This window comes from Microbulbifer elongatus (assembly GCF_020524885.1).
Lineage (GTDB): Bacteria > Pseudomonadota > Gammaproteobacteria > Pseudomonadales > Cellvibrionaceae > Microbulbifer > Microbulbifer elongatus_A.
On sequence record NZ_JAIVKJ010000003.1, the window covers coordinates 351,344 to 366,335 of the forward strand.

Genomic DNA, 14,992 nt, shown 5'->3' on the forward strand with positions numbered 1-14,992 from the left:
CGTTAGAGGTCTTAGAACAGCCCCATCTGGGGCTGTTTTTCGTTGAAGTTTACGGTCGGCGCATCGGGTAGGCGCTTATTCAGAAGCGCAGTCCAGAGAGAGACAAGGTTCAGGGCATCGCCATTGTCCGGCATATGGATAAATACGAATGGTCGAACGCCTTGCTCGATCCAGTTGGCAACGCGCTCGACCCAGGGTTCCAAATATTCCCGGTTACTCTCAAGGTCGGGGTGGCCGATATAGCGGATTACCGGCGCCGCATCTACCGGAAGCAGATGAACGGGCACATTGGGCTTTTTGCGTTGGGCGTCAACTATCGACGCGCTATCGGCTTTCGCTGAGAACAGGGCGCGACTGTCGAGACAAACGCGGGCGCACTGTCGCTCGCGCAACCCCCGGTTCAGAGCGCGCTCTGGATCGCGCTTTTCAAAGAATGCGGGGTGTCGGACTTCTACCGTGCAGGTCAGGTGAGCGGGGAGCAGGTCAAAAAAGTGCCACAAGTTGTCGAGGTGTTGTGGGCCGAAGCTCGCCGGCAACTGCACTAAGAATGGGCCCAGGACATCGTTCAGCGGGGAAACGATTTCCAGAAATTCACCGACTTCTTTACCTGAGGTGGCGAGGAGCTTGTCGTGACTGATACTGCGTGGGAATTTGAGTAAGAAGCGAAAGTTATCGGGAACTTGTCTCCGCCACTGTGCACATTGCGCTTGCGTAGGGGTAGCGTAGAACGTTGTATTACCCTCGACACAATTCAGCACCTGACTGTAGCGTTCGAGAGGAGTCGAACCCGCTGGCAAGCGGGCGTTCCATGCCGGGTGTTGCCATTGAGGGCAGCCGAGGAAATAGGGGAGATTCATGGTTTTGCAGTGATAAATACTCCCGCGCAAATGTAATGCGCTCGATGCTCAAGTCAAGTCTGCACTTTTAATTTTAAATCATTAGAATGCGCGACCTTTTCGCGGGTCAGATTTTGGTGAACAGGTGATGTGTCACCGACCCGTGCGTCTGAGTTTGAAGAGGTTGACTGAGTTTCTATGATCGTATTTACCCTGACCAATGAAGATACGGATCAAGTATGGGTGGGCACCGCGCGCGAGGGTATGACCCCGGAGGCCCGCTTTAAGCAGATTCAGGCCGCAGTATCATTGGGCATCGATCATCCCTTCTTTGATGAGCTAAAAAAATTCGGTGCAAGCGCCTTCACCCCGAGCCTGTTTGCGGTGGCGGAAGATCGTCTGGAATTGCAGGAGATGGTCGAGGAAGCACTCGATTCCCTGAATGCCAAAAGTCTGGTCGGTATCAAGACGGTAAAGCCCGGTACCACCAAGTCTGCGCTGGCGCCGAAGCCAAAGACACGTGTTACCCGCGTAAAACCTGCTGCCACCACTACGGCGAAACCGAAAACCGCAAAGCCGGTAAAAGAAAAGCTGGCAACCGGTCGCACTGGCAGCGCTGCGAAAGAGCGGGCGATCAAGGCGGGTATCGAAGCTGAAAAAGCGCGTATAGCGGCTGCGAAAGCCAGAAAGGCTCAAGAAGAGGCCGACGAGATGAAGGCCATCCTGGCCGGCCTGGATGCCCGCGGTTCTACTCTCTCCCGCCGCTGAGCAAAAGCATGCGCGCAGTGAAGGTTCGCATTGTGCGCTGCTCCGGGGCCGCTGTTTCGAGTAGCCCCTAGTTTCCTGTATAGAAGCCCACGCGGCCCAGCGCTTTGCGTATCTCGTCTACCGTCGCATTACTGAGCTGGCGGTAGTCGGGATAGGGGGTCAGCAATATGTGTTTTTCAGTATCCAGGGCAACTTCTGGCGCTTCTTTCAGAGGTTTAGCATTCAGGCCCTCGATGTTGAATCGCTGCAAATTGTCCTTGCCTCCTATCCAGTGCCACCCCGGCATTTCCCGCAGGCGCGCGCTGAAGCACAGCGCAGTATGTTCAAATAGTGCATTGTCCCTGAAGCCGCGCCACTCCTGTTGCGGGCTGGCCACCTTGGCCAGCAGCGTCACAATTTTACGCCAGTGGTTGGAATTGTTTTCCATCAGCAGCCCGGCATCGGGTGTCTTCACCAGTTGGCCCAGGCCCTCCGGGCGATGGGGGAGGTAGAGGATAAGGGATGGTTGGGGCGACCCAAGATAATCCAATTCTTTCACAGTAGTGTGCAGTTTGCTCTGGATTCCCGATGGAATGCCGCGATCAGGGAATAGCGCAAGAACGCTGCACAGGTGGTCAGGTAGTCCTTGATCCAGAACTGAATGTCTTCTGGATCCAGCGGCTTGTCAGTTGCGACAAACTGGCATTGCACCACATCGCGAGAGTCCCGTTGTTTCTCATCGTCGGTGACGACAATGGTCAAGGTGGAACTGGTGGTGTCCCAGCCGAAGAGCAGGTAGCGGGAGTGGTATTGGATGTTGCTATCCAGTAGACCGCACGTTTTGTCAATGCAAGCATTAATCGCGATTTCAGCATCTTGATCCGAGTAATATTCAACACTGCAGCGATGGACCACGTGTTCTCCGTTACTAACCATAATAGCTGCAGTGGTTGCTTCCCTTTTTTCGATCGCCCAATTAAGGTTCATTTCGATTCCTGGAATGCGCTCTCATGAGTGATTTGGCCTGTGTATTGCATTTAAACTTTTTGCTACATGTCTATTCATTTACAGATACCACTGTTCCTTCAAGTGGTGGACCCCCGACAGGTAGTGGTTCTCCGGATTCGGCCCGGCTGACATCAATTTCTTCAAACTCCAATTGTTAAGCTGCTTTCGCTGGCGATGGGCCGTCACTGTTTGAGTCTCCACCATTGGAGCTGCCGCCAATGATGTTGAGGCGGCGTCAGGACTGTTTCGAATCTGAAGCATTGAGCAGGGGGAAAGAAAACTTGTCAAAAGCATTGCGCACAAGTTTTCGTGCGGGTAGCTCGTAATATTTGTAGGTTGCCGATGCCGCCAAAATGGTTACGGTTATATAAATCGGAAGCGTGAAGATTGAATTCGCAAAGCTTCTATCTCCATTAAATGCCAAATCCATAATTAGCAAGAGAGTAATCTGAAGCGGAACGTGAACCAGATACACGCTGAAGCTCAAGTCCCCTAACTGTAAAAGCGATTTGGGGCAGTGTTTGAAATGTTTCTCGAGCAAGGCTGCAAAATACACGATCCCCATGCAGGCTAAGTAACCGGCGATCCCCTCTATGTTTATGACTGCAATAAGTGCAAGGAGAATCAGTAGAGTGACTGAAAGTCCGTCGAAGCGAGCAGGCCTATTGTAGGTGATTGCTGAGAGGCAGTAGGTTAGGCCTCCGCAAAAAAAGTAGCAGGCACATTGGAAAATGGAGGCAGACAAGTAGAAGGTTCCGCTCGGGTAGCCAGCTGCCAATATCCAGGTTGCAAACACAAGAGCCACACTAATGAGAATAGGGGAGTGTCTGATGGCCGTTAGCGAAATAAAGAACATGGCATAAGCGGCAACTTCCAAGGAGACTGACCATATGGGACCGTTGTAACTTAATCCGTGTGAAACAGATGACCAGTTTGTGGCAAGCAAGAGTTGTAGTACAAAATGGAACGAATCATTGTTCCCGTAAACCTGCCAATGCCCGACAGTTTGCATACTTACGTATTGCAGAAGAGCTACAAATACTAGTGTTGCTACGTGTAGTGGATACAGTCGTGCGACCCGGAAAGAAACAAACTCAAGTATCCCTGCTTTTCTTTTCAGGTAAACGTGGTAAAAGACAAACCCTGATATTGCCCAGAATAGCTCAACAGCCCAGTGTCCATAGATGTATACGGGTTCAAGTATCTGCGCGAATGGAAAAGTCTCTACAGAAGGGATTTCACCTCTTTTCCTGTTGTCAGAAAGGTAGAAGTGATGGTAATGAAAGATGACAACTACTAATGCAGCGATACCCCTAAAAGAATCAATCCACTGAAATTTTTTAGGCATTCTATTCTTTCCGTAAAGGGGCTCCGAATCTTCTATTTGGCGCGCAGCTCAACATTTCTGGGTTGGGTATGCAGAGCGCATGTGAGGCTTTGTCTTGCGATCCGTGCAATTTGACGTATTCCTGCAAGCAGGATCGGAATTATTCCTAGGATACTATCATGATCGATGAGAAGGTTGGCAGTAAAATGGTTGTCGATATATCAGCGCCTTCAGGGGGCTTCGTGTCGATAAGCGGACACCGGTGACGCCAGTGCCAAATATGAGTGCAAAAAAGCCCCGCTCTCACAAGCGGGGCTTTCATGTTTCAAAATCCGGTCATTTCCTTAGATAGAAACTTCCTGAATCTCTGTCGCAGCAATGCGCTTGCCTTCTTCGGCAGATTTTTGGAAGTCCTCAATCTGGTCGAAGTTTAGGTAGCGGTAGATTTCCGCGGACATGGAGTTCAGGTTGGCCGCGTACTTCTGGTACTCGTCTGGAGTCGGCAGTTTGCCCAGGATCGCACCCACAGAGGCCAGCTCCGCAGACGTGAGGTACACGTTGGCACCGTCGCCCAGGCGGTTCGGGAAGTTTCGGGTGGAGGTGGACAGCACGGTGCTGTTCGGGGCTACACGTGCCTGGTTACCCATGCACAGGGAGCATCCCGGCATCTCGGTGCGTGCACCGGCGGAGCCGTAGATGTTGTAGTAGCCTTCTTCCATCAGCTGGTGCTCGTCCATCTTGGTCGGAGGAGAGATCCACATGCGGGTGGAAATACCACCTTTGTGCTGCTGCAGCAGTTTACCTGCGGCGCGGAAGTGGCCGATGTTGGTCATGCAGGAGCCGATGAATACTTCGTCAACCTTGTCGCCGGCTACGTCGGACAGCAGCCTGGCATCGTCCGGGTCGTTCGGGCAGCACACGATCGGCTCTTTTACTTCCGCCAGGTCGATTTCGATCACAGCCGCGTATTCCGCGTCGGCGTCGGCGCTCATCAGTTCCGGGTTTTCCAGCCAGGCCTCCATGGCGCGCGCGCGACGCTCCAGGGTGCGCTTGTCACCGTAGCCTTCCGCGATCATCCAGCGCAGCAGGGTGATGTTGGAACGCAGGTATTCGGAGATGGAGTCTTCCGGCAGCTTGATGGTACAGCCGGCAGCGGAGCGCTCGGCAGAGGCGTCGGACAGCTCGAACGCCTGTTCTACGGTCAGGTTGTCCAGGCCTTCGATCTCGAGGATGCGGCCAGAGAAGATGTTCTTCTTGCCTTTCTTCTCGACGGTCAGCAGACCTTCCTGGATGGCGTAGTAAGGGATCGCATGTACCAGGTCACGCAGGGTGATGCCTGGCTGCATCTCGCCCTTGAAGCGCACCAGCACGGATTCCGGCATATCCAGCGGCATTACGCCGGTGGCTGCGGCAAACGCGACCAGACCGGAACCGGCCGGGAAGGAGATGCCCATCGGGAAGCGGGTGTGGGAGTCACCACCGGTACCAACGGTGTCCGGCAGCAGCATACGGTTCAGCCAGCTGTGAATGATACCGTCACCCGGGCGCAGGGAAACACCGCCGCGGTTCATGATGAAGTCCGGCAGGGTGTGCTGGGTGTCGATATCAACAGGCTTGGGGTAGGCCGCGGTGTGACAGAAAGACTGCATGGTGAGGTCGGCCTGGAAGCCGAGGCACGCCAGATCTTTAAGCTCGTCGCGAGTCATCGGGCCAGTGGTGTCCTGGGAGCCAACGGTGGTCATCTTCGGCTCGCAGTAGGTGCCCGGGCGGACGCCTTCCATGCCGCAGGCTTTACCAACCATTTTTTGCGCCAGGGTGTAACCCTTGCCGGTGTCGTTCGGCTGCTCTGGTAGGCGGAACAGGTCGGAAGCGCCCAGGCCCAGGGATTCGCGGGCTTTAGTGGTCAGGCCGCGACCAACGATCAGGTTAATTCGGCCACCAGCCTGAACTTCGTCCAGCAGTACGTCGGACTTCAGTTCGAATTCGGACAGAACCTTGCCGTCTTCGGACAGGATCTTGCCTTCGTACGGACGAATCTCGATCACGTCGCCCATGTTCAGGTCGTCAACCGGCGCTTCGAATACCAGTGCGCCAGCATCTTCCATGGTGTTGTAGAAGATCGGGGCCACTTTACCGCCGATACAGATACCGCCGCCTTTCTTGTTCGGCACGCCCGGCAATTCGTCGCCGAAGAACCACAATACGGAGTTGGTGGCGGACTTACGGGAAGAACCGGTACCTACTACGTCACCGACAAAAGCAACCGGCAGGCCCTTGGCCTGGATTTCTTCGATCTGCTTCATCGGGCCGGTTACGCCGTGCTCTTCCGGCTCCAGGCCGTCGCGGGTCATTTTGTACATGGCGCGCGCGTGCAGGGGGATGTCCGGGCGGGACCATGCGTCCGGAGCGGGGGACAGGTCGTCGGTGTTGGTTTCGCCGGTCACCTTGAATACGGCAACCTTGATGCTCTCGGCAACTTTGTTCCGCTTGGTGAACCATTCGCCGTCAGCCCAGGACTGAATTACGGCCTTGGCCACTTCATTGCCGGCTTTGGCTTTCTCTTCCACGTCGTGGAAGGCGTCGAACATCAGCAGGGTGCCTTTCAGCTGCTCGCCGGCCAGTTCGGCCAGGTCCTTGTCGTCCAGCAGGTCAACCAGGGTGGCTATGTTATAGCCGCCCAGCATCATGCCCAGCAGTTTGGTGGCGTGTTCCTTGTCGATCAGCGGGGACTCGGCCTCGCCCTTGACGATGGCGGTGAGGAAACCGGCTTTTACGTAGGCGGCCTCGTCCACACCCGGCGGTACGCGGTTGGTGATGAGGTCCAGCAGTTCCTGCTCTTCACCTGCGGGTGGGTTCTTCAGCAGTTCCACCAGGCCGGCAACCTGCTCAGCGTTCAAGGGCTTGGGTGGGATATCTTGTTCGGCGCGCTCGGCGACGTGTTTGCGATAGGCTTCAAGCACGGATAATTCCCTCTTGTGTTTGGGTAAAACCAACAGCTTTCCTGGAATCCGGAAGCGAGTATTTCGCCACTCGAACTCCGAATTTAATCGATGGCCGCTGGAGGCGGGTGGCGAATTCTACAATGAAACGGATATCCCTGTTAAGTTCGCTGAAAAATCAATAACTTACGCGAATCATGGCCATTCATAGGGTGAATAAAGGTCGCGCTTTAATCATTCAATAAGTGCGAATCAATCGCGTTTGTCGCGTCTAATATCCATCTTGTGAATGATCCGCCGCCGCAATTTGGGTGACGAATACGCTAGGCAAAAATGCTATTCTCTGCCGCCTCATTTCACACGTTTTATTGGCCCGTTCGGACGACGAGGTGTTTTCACTTCATGGCGATCTATAAGAAAGTACGCACGCCCTGTATCGGTGTCTGCTCCACCGGAATTGGCGACAACGTCTGTCGCGGCTGCAAGCGCTTTGCCCATGAAGTGATTGATTGGAATGCCTACTCCGAAGAGCAGCGCCGGATCATCGCCGAGCGCCGGGACGATTAGCGTGCAAAAGCCGTGAGAAGTCAGTTGGAAGTTGTTGATCAAAATCTGCTGCTGACCCAGATGCTCCACTTGTAGATCCGCTTCAATGAAGATTAAGGCGTTATCTGTCGATTATTTGAGTATTTGCTCGCGGCGAGGGTAAATTGCTGCGCTTGCCTCTTATGGCATAGATAGAACTGCGATTTCCCGCGATGTTCTGATGGTGGAGGTTAGACGGCGTAATGATGAAGGCTTTTATGTGCTTTCCGAAGCCTATTTTCAGCGTTTTGTAGAGCCCGACATTTTGGCCTTAAGGATCTGAAGTAAATGGGCGGCCTCGAATCTTTGAGGCCGCAGAAGGTTGGCTGGTAGCTTTAACTGGTTGGGCTAAGTTTCCGCATGACTCGTGCAGCAAAATTGGCGATAGGGTTTTTTTTGCCGAGTTCGTCAATTTTTCCCTCTTTGTTCAAGAAGAGGGTGCTGTGCAATTTCTTATTTTGGTTCCCTCTATCGTTTGCTGTGTAGTAGTACATGGCAAGAGATACTCGCTCTCGGTCTTTCGGGCATTGCAAAGGTTCGGGGTGGCCGTGAAAGCTTGTATTGGTAGTAGAGAAGATAGCCATCCGGTTGAATAGGGGGGGGACAGATTTTTTGCATTTTTTATCTTTGGCACACCAAAGTTGAAAGTCCCCTCCCCAGGCGATATCCCAATCCTTGTTGAGGTAGATAAGCACATTAATGCGGCGGTATACGTTCATACGTTTGTGACCATTAAAGTCAACATGTACACCTAGTTTCCCACCCGGGGGGATTTTGTGTAGGCCAGCACCATGTAAATAGGGGTCGGGGATGAGCCCGCTAATCCCGGTCAGTTTTTCCAAGAAGTTAAGGAAAGGAGCTGAGTTGAGGTGGTAAACAAGCGTGCGTGTTGCGGGTCCCATGCTGATGTCGGAGTTCATTTGGAACTTCTTTTCATATGGGCTATCGAATTCTCGCCAATACTTTTTCCCTTTGTTGAATTCTTCGAGTACTAGGTCCAGAAGTTCTTGGGAAAAAATATTGTCGTAGACCCCGTGTGAAAAAGGCTGTGCGTTTTTGTAGTTTTCACTCTCTTGTTCGGCAATGGTATCTAGTGTGTCAAGTGGTAGATAGTCCGCAATGCTACTATGCATGATGTATTTCTCCGGTATGCGCTAATTCAAGTTTGATTGGTTGATTTGTGAAAACTAAAACAGAAGATTTGTTCGTTAGTGCGGGCACTCCAATGATCCATATTGTCAGGGCTTTATTCCGGCGTTTACGAAAGCAGCGAGAATTGCGGATATTGGTCGACTTGTAAGAGGTTTTTGACGCTCTCGGTAACCGGATGTGGGAATAAGTGGGCTAGCATAATTTCGCGTCCTGCGTAAATTTTTGCCTGTTTGGGGCGTCCAATCCTGAGGTTTTTAGCGTGCCAGGGGAGGAGTTGTTTTGTCTTCAGTCACTTTTCGGTCAAGGGGGGCTGTTGACGAGTGGGCGTCTAATTCCTTAGTTGATCATTTAAAGCGAATGGCTAATTAAAAAGCAAGTTAGTGGATTGCTATATGAGGATATTCCCGCCAATTTTTGTTCTGGGTTTTATTGGCTTGCTTAAGTGGTGTTTGGGAGATTATTGATAGTCAAATATGTGTGTTGTCTGCCAAGTGAGCGCGCAGGGTGGGGGACGTTTAAGCTCTTCTCATTTAAGGTTGTATCGCTGACACCCATTCATGCAAATGAGTATCATCCTCATTGTGGGTTGATGAGAATTGATCGCATTTATTAGGGTCGAAATCGATCTTGTGCGTGATCGAGTCACTGAATTTGGGGGACGAATACGCCAGGCAAAAATGCTATTCTCTGCCGCCTCATTTCACACGTTTTATTGGCCCGTTCGGACGACGAGGTGTTTTCGCTCCATGGCGATCTATAAGAAAGTACGCACGCCCTGTATCGGTATCTGCTCCACCGGAATTGGCGACAACGTCTGTCGCGGCTGCAAGCGCTTTGCCCATGAAGTGATTGATTGGAATGCCTACTCCGAAGAGCAGCGCCGGACCATCGCCGAGCGCCGGGACGGTTACCTTGCAAATGCCGTGCGAAGTCAGCTGGAGATTGTTGATCAAAATCTGTTGCTGACCCAGATGCGCCACCAGCAAATCCGCTTCAATGAGGATCAGAGCCCCTACTGCTGGGTGTTCGAGCTTCTTCGTGCTGGCGCAAGCCAGATTTCGGACCTATCGCTATATGGCCTGCGTGCCACTGCGGTTGCGCGCGGCGTGTCTCTGGTGGAGTTGCGCCGGCGAATTGACGAGGATTTCTTTGCGTTGTCCGTGGCCTACTATCAACGGTTTGTGGCGCCCGGGCTGCGGTCAGCCTGACAGGCGAATAGGATTTAGCCACCGATACAGGGAGTTGCATTATTACTACACATTCAGGTCCGCAGTCTTCTGAGCGAAAACGCCGCGCTTTACTGATCCTGAATCCGGGGAGCCGGCAGGGCGGCAGTGTTGACCTCGATGCCGGCATGGAGCGTCTCGAGGCCGCGGGTATTGAACTGGTGCGAGTGGAGTCTGAGTCACCCGAGCAATCCTGTGAGGAAATCCGCGGGCGGTCTAGTGACGTCGACCTGGCAATTATTGGCGGTGGCGATGGGACCGTCAGCTCCTGCATCCCAGCACTCCTCGACAGCAAATTACCTGTTGCCATACTCCCTTTGGGGACCGCCAATGACTTGGCGCGGTCACTGGGTATCGAGATGCTGGAGCAGGCGTTTGACGCCCTGTGTGAGGGGGGCAGCACGCCGGTGGATCTCGGCGTAGTCAACGACCACTATTTTTTTAATGTAGCAAACCTTGGTTTGGGCGTGGTGGTTACAGAAGAGTTGACGCCCGAAGTCAAGAAGCGCTGGGGAGTGTTTAGCTACCTCAAGGCTTTCGCCTCTGCGCTTTCCCGGCATCGCCAGTTTCGGCTCAAGCTACGGGTGGATGGTAAGGATCACACGATGCGCTCGATCCAGCTGGCGGTGGGTAATGGTCGCTTTTACGGCGGCGGTAACCTTGTCGATCAGCGTGCCAGTATCGATGACGACCTGTTGCATGTTTACAGCTTGCGGCCACAGACGGTTTGGGAATTGCTCTCTCTGGCGCCGTTGCTGAGAGGCGGGCGACACGATCTGGCCAGGCGAACCTTTTCCGCATCCGCGCACGACCTGTATGTTGAGACGCAGCCCGCGGGGATGGAAATCCATGCGGATGGTGAGCCCGTCACCAGAACACCCGCGAAATTTTCGGTAAAGTCTGCTGCACTTGAACTGGTGGTTCCGAAAGACTCCCCTTTACTGAAACGGAAAGCTGAAACGGAAATGACTTTATGAGCTTGATGCGCAGTGATCGCCAGGTGGCGCTCAATGACCTTCACTTGGCCATGCGGGAAAGTGCTGATCTCTACGAATCCACTGCAGGTTTTTTGCAGGAGCCCGGTGCGAGCGCACTGTGTAAAGCATTGGCTGCGGAGCGGTTGCGGCTCGCGGAGCAGCTGGAGCGGGAGATTCGTGCCGAGGGTGAATTGCCGCGCGAGCCCGACCCGGACAAGGAAGCCGCAGAACAGTTACAGCAGCGCCTTGAGACCCTGTTTGCAGAAAGTCAGGTTGCTGGCGTTATTTCACATCGCCTGGAAGCAGAGCGGGCGCTGTGGGCGTTTGTGCAAAGTGACGAGCTCAACATCCTGGAAGGTGAATCTGCGCGTTTGCTGGCTGACTGTCGTCAGTCTGTGCGTGATGCGCAGGACAAGCTGAAGACGTTCATCGGCGAGCCCTGAGCTCCCGCTTTCAGGGGCGGGCCGGCGCGTGTGGATCAGGGCGCACACCGGCAGGTGCCTAGATTTTAAGTCTGTTTAAGGCCTAGGGGGCGCCGTGAAGGTGCACCCGCAGTGCCGGCAAGAAGGGCTCTGGGGCAATTTTCAGATCGCGACGTTGTCTTCTCCTGCTCGCCGGCGGATTATCCTCGACCCGGGTAAATTCAGGCAGGCGGCCGTCGTCACACCTAACCAGTACCGGCATCGCTGAATAGCCGACCTGTCGATAAACTTCGCCTTCACTGCTGCTGCCGCCGTGCTCCGTAGTATTGCCGCGGAAGGCGCCATCCTCGTAAAAAATCTCCGCCACCTGCAAGTTCGGACGGCTTTGAACCTGAACCTGGCGCAAGCGGCTGTGTTGACTCGGGTGGAGGCCGGCGAGTAGCTGCCGTTGATATTGAATACCAGTGTCCTCTCCCAGCGGATCCAGCTGGATCAGTTTTTTCTCGCACCACTGTAAGGTCACCTTGCGAATGGACTTGCGTGCCTTGACCCAGCTCAGGGCAATGGCATCCGGGGTATCTGCACAAAGCAGTATCTGTCTATAACACTGGCGCAAGTGGGTGCGGGGGTAACCCGAATCCCCCAGGACGTCGCGCAATCGCTCGTTGCGTTCCAGAACAGGGCGGTCGGCAAGGGCGACTTTGAACTCTGCGGTGAGCTGCTGAACCGCGTGCTTGGCGCTGTTGAGCTCTTGCGCAATAGCAATGATTTTTTGTGGAACCGCGAGCAACCCGGGGATCTGCAGGGTGTGCCGCGCGTCTGCAGCCACAGGGTCGTCTGTGTAGTCCAGCTGTGCAAACAGCGCGGCGGCCAGTTTGTGGGGATGGTCAAAATCGCTATTCAGCTGTGCGGCGGCGTCAATCGCAAACCCGGGGCGCAGCAGGTAGCTGTCCCAGCTGCGGGACCCTTGCTCCAGATCTTCAAGCGCGGATCTCAGGTCCATCGCCCTGTGGTGCATCTCTATTAAGGCCCGTGAAATCTCGCGGGCTATTTCAGGCAGCTTGTGGCCTTTGGATGGTGGCAATCTGGTGCTCTCCTGTTTCACTACTTAAAATTCTACCCACTTAATAAATCGTTATCAAATCTGGAAACGATAGTCGAGCCGCGCTCCGTAGCGCCATTTTGAGTAAATTCGAGCAAGAGTTAGCCAAGGAGGAGGGAGGCGGTATAATTCCCGCCCCGCGGGTGTCTGCGCAGCATGCGCTTTGCCCGCCCCGACCCATCTGTAGAAAATGCCAGGCCGCCATGTCACTCGAAGTACCAGACCTTTCCGCTATTCACGAATTTTTGCTGTGTCGCACTCCCGACGCCTGGATTGATGCCGCGCTTGCGGAGCCGGAGCTGATGCTGGTGGATCATGCCAACTGCGAAAAGAAGGCGGCGGGGACGGCGTTGAATCTGATGTTCCGCTATCTGGACAATTTCGATCTGCTCAACAAGATGTCGCGCCTTGCGCGGGAAGAGTTGCGGCACTTCGAGCAGGTTATCGGGATCATGCAGAAGCGTGGCATTGCCTATCCGCACCTGACTGCTTCTCGCTACGCGGCGGGGCTTCGCGGCGAGGTGCGCAGTGCGGAGCCGGGAAGGCTGATCGATACCCTGATCTGCGGTGCAATCATTGAGGCACGCTCCTGTGAGCGTTTTGCCCGAATTGCGCCGCACCTCGATGAAGAACTGCAGAAGTTTTATTTCTCACTGCTGAAGTCTGAGGCGCGCCACTTCCGCGATTACCTGACACTTGCACAGAATGCCAGCGAAGATGACATCGGTCCTCGTGTGCGTGCGCTGCTGGAGGTGGAGCGTGAACTGGTGGAAGGCGGGGATGGGGAGTTCCGGTTCCACAGTGGTGTTCCCGGTTTGGCCTGAGGTCCGGATGTTGGTCTTCAGCTGTGATCGATCTTTTTGATCAATTCGACGAAATCTTCGAGGTCCGTGGGGCGCTTGCAGTCGATGGTAAATTTGTTGTGAAAAAATACCGTGAGCTCGACGGTTGGTGAGCGCAAGAACACGGTGTAGCCATCAAAGTCTGTGCTGGCTGTGAGTCCACGGTAGCGCCACCCTTCCGCGGTTTTCTCGCCTTCTCTGGTGATCTTGTCGAATACCCGCAATGCCTGTTTGACGTCGATTTTGTATTCGTGCTCCATGTGCGTTCCCGTTATCGTTTGAGCTAAGCTTAGAGGCTTGTGAGTCCTCCTGCGCTCGCGGGCAGGGCGATGCTCTCACTTTTTCTTAATTGGTTATCCAGCTTAGATTACATGGTGGTTTCCAACGAGGCGCGAGGCGCCGTCAATATCGTCCTGTTCAATTGGTTAGCCTACCTGGGTGTGGCGCCATTTGTCATTGGTATTGCTATGGAGGTCACGGGTTACTCTATCGCTTCCATCGACGGTCGGCTTTGGTTCACGGCCTATAGCTGCGTGATTCTCAGTTTTTTGTGTGGTATCTGGTGGGGTGGGGCGCTTAATCACGACCGCCACAAGCATCGCGTCTTGTTGGCTCTCCTGAGCAATGCAATTGCCCTGATCGGCTGGCTGGCACTGCTGTTCTACCGGACGCCATACGCGCTGCCTGTACTGGCGCTGGCATTTTTGTTTGTCGAGCGTGCAGAGGCATTTCTAAAGCCCAACTCTTCGCGTCTCGCAAGTTACTTCAAGACGCGAACCCATGTTTCCTATCTGGTTATTGCCTGTCATCTGATAATGTTTATCGCCCTCTGGCGCTGATTCGGTTTGCCCCATCTTCAAGTTATTCCCTGATTCACCTCCACCACATCTCCGAGTCGTTCTGACACGATTTCACGAATTTGCGCAGCAAGCTCTCGATATAAACGGCGGCTAGGCGCACTGGCACGCCAGACAAGCCCGTGCTGGCGACGAATAGGCTTGGACTTGATTTCGCTGACATGTAGCGCTTCCGGGTTGTGCATTTCGGAATGGACATAGAGGCCGGGTAAAAAGGCGACGCCAAGCCCCATGACCACCATTTGTCGCAGAGTGTCGAGACTGGTGCCTTCATAGTCGCGTTGCAGGTCGGCACCCAGGTCTTGGCAGATTTCTTGCACCTGATGATGGAAGTGATGCTGTCCTTCGAGGGTCAATACCTTCTCACCGCGCAATTGGGAGGGGCTGACGGTTTTCTTGCCTGCGAGGCGGTGGTCGGCAGGGATCACGAATTTCAATGGCTCGGTAAAAAGCGGCTCAACCGAGAGGTCCTCTCGGTCTACGGGCAGCGGTACGATCGCAATATCGTAGGAGCCCTCGCTAAGCCCCCTGAGCAGGTTCCGCGGCGTCCCCTCACGTACATAGAGTTTCAAGCGATGGTGTTGCGCATGCAGTGCAGGGAGTACGCGGGGAAGAAGGTAGGGGCCAAGAGTTGGGGGGACACCAAGTTTGTAGGTGGTTTGCAGTCCTTGCGAGATGGTCTCTGCACTCTCCCGAAATTCCCGCATTGCCAGCAGCATCTTCCTCGCCTGTTCAAGCAGCTCTCTGCCCTCAGGAGTGAGCAGCGTGCCCGATCTGGAGCGTTCAAACAGGGAGAGGCCCAGGAGTGCCTCCAGGGAGCGGATCTGGGTGGTTAGTGCCGGTTGGCTGACCCCCAATTCTTCCGCCGCGCGCCGGTAGCTGCAGCGTGACGCAATGGCCACAAAGTATTCAATCTGGCGAAATGTCGGCGTCTGTGGCTGAGTTGGCACTGGGGCTCCAGGTAATCTTTGA

The 14,992-nt window shown here is 54.2% G+C and carries 16 protein-coding genes; 7 read left to right on the forward strand and 9 right to left on the reverse strand.

The genetic code is table 11. The features are described 5' to 3' along the window. Positions 1-11: 11 nt before the first annotated feature. Positions 12-857 (reverse strand): DUF72 domain-containing protein, encoded by an 846-nt coding sequence (locus LC059_RS13505; protein ID WP_226704394.1) that lies wholly within the window; start codon positions 855-857, stop codon positions 12-14. Between the two features lie 177 nt (positions 858-1,034). Here LC059_RS13505 and LC059_RS13510 point away from each other — a divergent pair, with 177 nt between their 5' ends. Further along, positions 1,035-1,604 (forward strand): hypothetical protein, encoded by a 570-nt coding sequence (locus tag LC059_RS13510; RefSeq protein ID WP_226704395.1) that lies wholly within the window; start codon positions 1,035-1,037, stop codon positions 1,602-1,604. A 67-nt stretch (positions 1,605-1,671) separates the two neighbouring features. Here the strand turns inward: LC059_RS13510 and LC059_RS13515 are convergent, their stop codons facing one another. The 4 genes from LC059_RS13515 to acnB all read right to left on the reverse strand — a co-directional run bounded on the left by LC059_RS13515 (position 1,672) and on the right by acnB (position 6,878). Further along, positions 1,672-2,142, reverse strand: coding sequence for a DUF6942 family protein (locus tag LC059_RS13515; protein WP_226704396.1), 471 nt, complete (start codon positions 2,140-2,142; stop codon positions 1,672-1,674). Beyond that, the gene (locus tag LC059_RS13520; protein ID WP_226704397.1) at positions 2,139-2,519 is read right to left on the reverse strand and encodes a hypothetical protein; all 381 of its coding nucleotides are present in this window, start codon (positions 2,517-2,519) and stop codon (positions 2,139-2,141) included. Before LC059_RS13520 ends, LC059_RS13515 begins: the two co-directional genes overlap by 4 nt. A gap of 307 nt (positions 2,520-2,826) precedes the next feature. Next, the gene (locus LC059_RS13525) at positions 2,827-3,939 is read right to left on the reverse strand and encodes an acyltransferase family protein (protein ID WP_226704398.1); all 1,113 of its coding nucleotides are present in this window, start codon (positions 3,937-3,939) and stop codon (positions 2,827-2,829) included. Positions 3,940-4,262: 323 nt separating this feature from the next. Then, positions 4,263-6,878 carry a bifunctional aconitate hydratase 2/2-methylisocitrate dehydratase gene (gene acnB / locus LC059_RS13530; protein ID WP_226704399.1) on the reverse strand — a complete coding sequence of 872 codons (2,616 nt, stop codon included), beginning with the start codon at positions 6,876-6,878 and terminating at the stop codon, positions 4,263-4,265. 381 nt (positions 6,879-7,259) lie between these two features. Between acnB and LC059_RS13535 the strand changes: the two genes are divergently transcribed. After that, positions 7,260-7,424 (forward strand): DUF1289 domain-containing protein, encoded by a 165-nt coding sequence (locus tag LC059_RS13535; RefSeq protein WP_226704400.1) that lies wholly within the window; start codon positions 7,260-7,262, stop codon positions 7,422-7,424. A 353-nt stretch (positions 7,425-7,777) separates the two neighbouring features. Here the strand turns inward: LC059_RS13535 and LC059_RS13540 are convergent, their stop codons facing one another. After that, entirely contained in the window at positions 7,778-8,575 is a 798-nt protein-coding gene (locus tag LC059_RS13540) for a 2OG-Fe(II) oxygenase (RefSeq protein WP_226704401.1), read from the reverse strand. Positions 8,576-9,340: 765 nt separating this feature from the next. Here LC059_RS13540 and LC059_RS13545 point away from each other — a divergent pair. The 3 genes from LC059_RS13545 to LC059_RS13555 are packed head-to-tail and all read left to right on the forward strand — an operon-like array spanning position 9,341 to position 11,240. Continuing rightward, the gene (locus LC059_RS13545; protein ID WP_226704402.1) at positions 9,341-9,802 is read left to right on the forward strand and encodes a DUF1289 domain-containing protein; all 462 of its coding nucleotides are present in this window, start codon (positions 9,341-9,343) and stop codon (positions 9,800-9,802) included. A gap of 41 nt (positions 9,803-9,843) precedes the next feature. Beyond that, the gene (locus LC059_RS13550; RefSeq protein WP_226704582.1) at positions 9,844-10,797 is read left to right on the forward strand and encodes a lipid kinase; all 954 of its coding nucleotides are present in this window, start codon (positions 9,844-9,846) and stop codon (positions 10,795-10,797) included. Next, positions 10,794-11,240 (forward strand): hypothetical protein, encoded by a 447-nt coding sequence (locus tag LC059_RS13555; protein WP_226704403.1) that lies wholly within the window; start codon positions 10,794-10,796, stop codon positions 11,238-11,240. The genes LC059_RS13550 and LC059_RS13555 overlap by 4 nt, the downstream gene beginning before the upstream one ends. 82 nt (positions 11,241-11,322) lie before the next feature. Here LC059_RS13555 and LC059_RS13560 read toward each other — a convergent pair whose 3' ends face one another. Next, a complete protein-coding gene (locus LC059_RS13560) occupies positions 11,323-12,303 on the reverse strand; it encodes a hypothetical protein (protein ID WP_226704404.1) in 981 nt (326 codons plus the stop codon). A gap of 221 nt (positions 12,304-12,524) precedes the next feature. Here LC059_RS13560 and LC059_RS13565 point away from each other — a divergent pair, with 221 nt between their 5' ends. After that, positions 12,525-13,145 carry a tRNA-(ms[2]io[6]A)-hydroxylase gene (locus LC059_RS13565; protein ID WP_226704405.1) on the forward strand — a complete coding sequence of 207 codons (621 nt, stop codon included), beginning with the start codon at positions 12,525-12,527 and terminating at the stop codon, positions 13,143-13,145. Positions 13,146-13,162: 17 nt separating this feature from the next. Here LC059_RS13565 and LC059_RS13570 read toward each other — a convergent pair whose 3' ends face one another. After that, positions 13,163-13,423, reverse strand: a complete 261-nt coding sequence (locus LC059_RS13570) for a DUF3081 family protein (protein WP_226704406.1) — start codon at positions 13,421-13,423, stop codon at positions 13,163-13,165. A gap of 69 nt (positions 13,424-13,492) precedes the next feature. Here LC059_RS13570 and LC059_RS13575 point away from each other — a divergent pair, with 69 nt between their 5' ends. Further along, positions 13,493-14,002 carry a DUF3429 domain-containing protein gene (locus tag LC059_RS13575; protein WP_226704407.1) on the forward strand — a complete coding sequence of 170 codons (510 nt, stop codon included), beginning with the start codon at positions 13,493-13,495 and terminating at the stop codon, positions 14,000-14,002. Positions 14,003-14,019: 17 nt separating this feature from the next. On the opposite strand, the gene LC059_RS13580 is transcribed toward LC059_RS13575, so the two are convergent. Further along, complete coding sequence (locus tag LC059_RS13580) at positions 14,020-14,970, reverse strand: hydrogen peroxide-inducible genes activator (RefSeq protein ID WP_226704408.1); 951 nt, start codon at positions 14,968-14,970, stop codon at positions 14,020-14,022. Positions 14,971-14,992 lie beyond the last annotated feature (22 nt).

Bases quoted from the DNA above. Each gene is read 5' to 3' on its own strand.
- LC059_RS13505 (WP_226704394.1), bottom strand. From the start codon at position 857: ATGAATCTCCCCTATTTCCTCGGCTGCCCTCAATGGCAACACCCGGCA.
- LC059_RS13510 (WP_226704395.1), top strand. From the start codon at position 1,035: ATGATCGTATTTACCCTGACCAATGAAGATACGGATCAAGTATGGGTG.
- LC059_RS13520 (WP_226704397.1), bottom strand. From the start codon at position 2,519: ATGGTTAGTAACGGAGAACACGTGGTCCATCGCTGCAGTGTTGAATAT.
- LC059_RS13525 (WP_226704398.1), bottom strand. From the start codon at position 3,939: ATGCCTAAAAAATTTCAGTGGATTGATTCTTTTAGGGGTATCGCTGCA.
- LC059_RS13535 (WP_226704400.1), top strand. From the start codon at position 7,260: ATGGCGATCTATAAGAAAGTACGCACGCCCTGTATCGGTGTCTGCTCC.
- LC059_RS13540 (WP_226704401.1), bottom strand. From the start codon at position 8,575: ATGCATAGTAGCATTGCGGACTATCTACCACTTGACACACTAGATACC.
- LC059_RS13545 (WP_226704402.1), top strand. From the start codon at position 9,341: ATGGCGATCTATAAGAAAGTACGCACGCCCTGTATCGGTATCTGCTCC.
- LC059_RS13555 (WP_226704403.1), top strand. From the start codon at position 10,794: ATGAGCTTGATGCGCAGTGATCGCCAGGTGGCGCTCAATGACCTTCAC.
- LC059_RS13565 (WP_226704405.1), top strand. From the start codon at position 12,525: ATGTCACTCGAAGTACCAGACCTTTCCGCTATTCACGAATTTTTGCTG.
- LC059_RS13570 (WP_226704406.1), bottom strand. From the start codon at position 13,423: ATGGAGCACGAATACAAAATCGACGTCAAACAGGCATTGCGGGTATTC.
- LC059_RS13575 (WP_226704407.1), top strand. From the start codon at position 13,493: ATGCTCTCACTTTTTCTTAATTGGTTATCCAGCTTAGATTACATGGTG.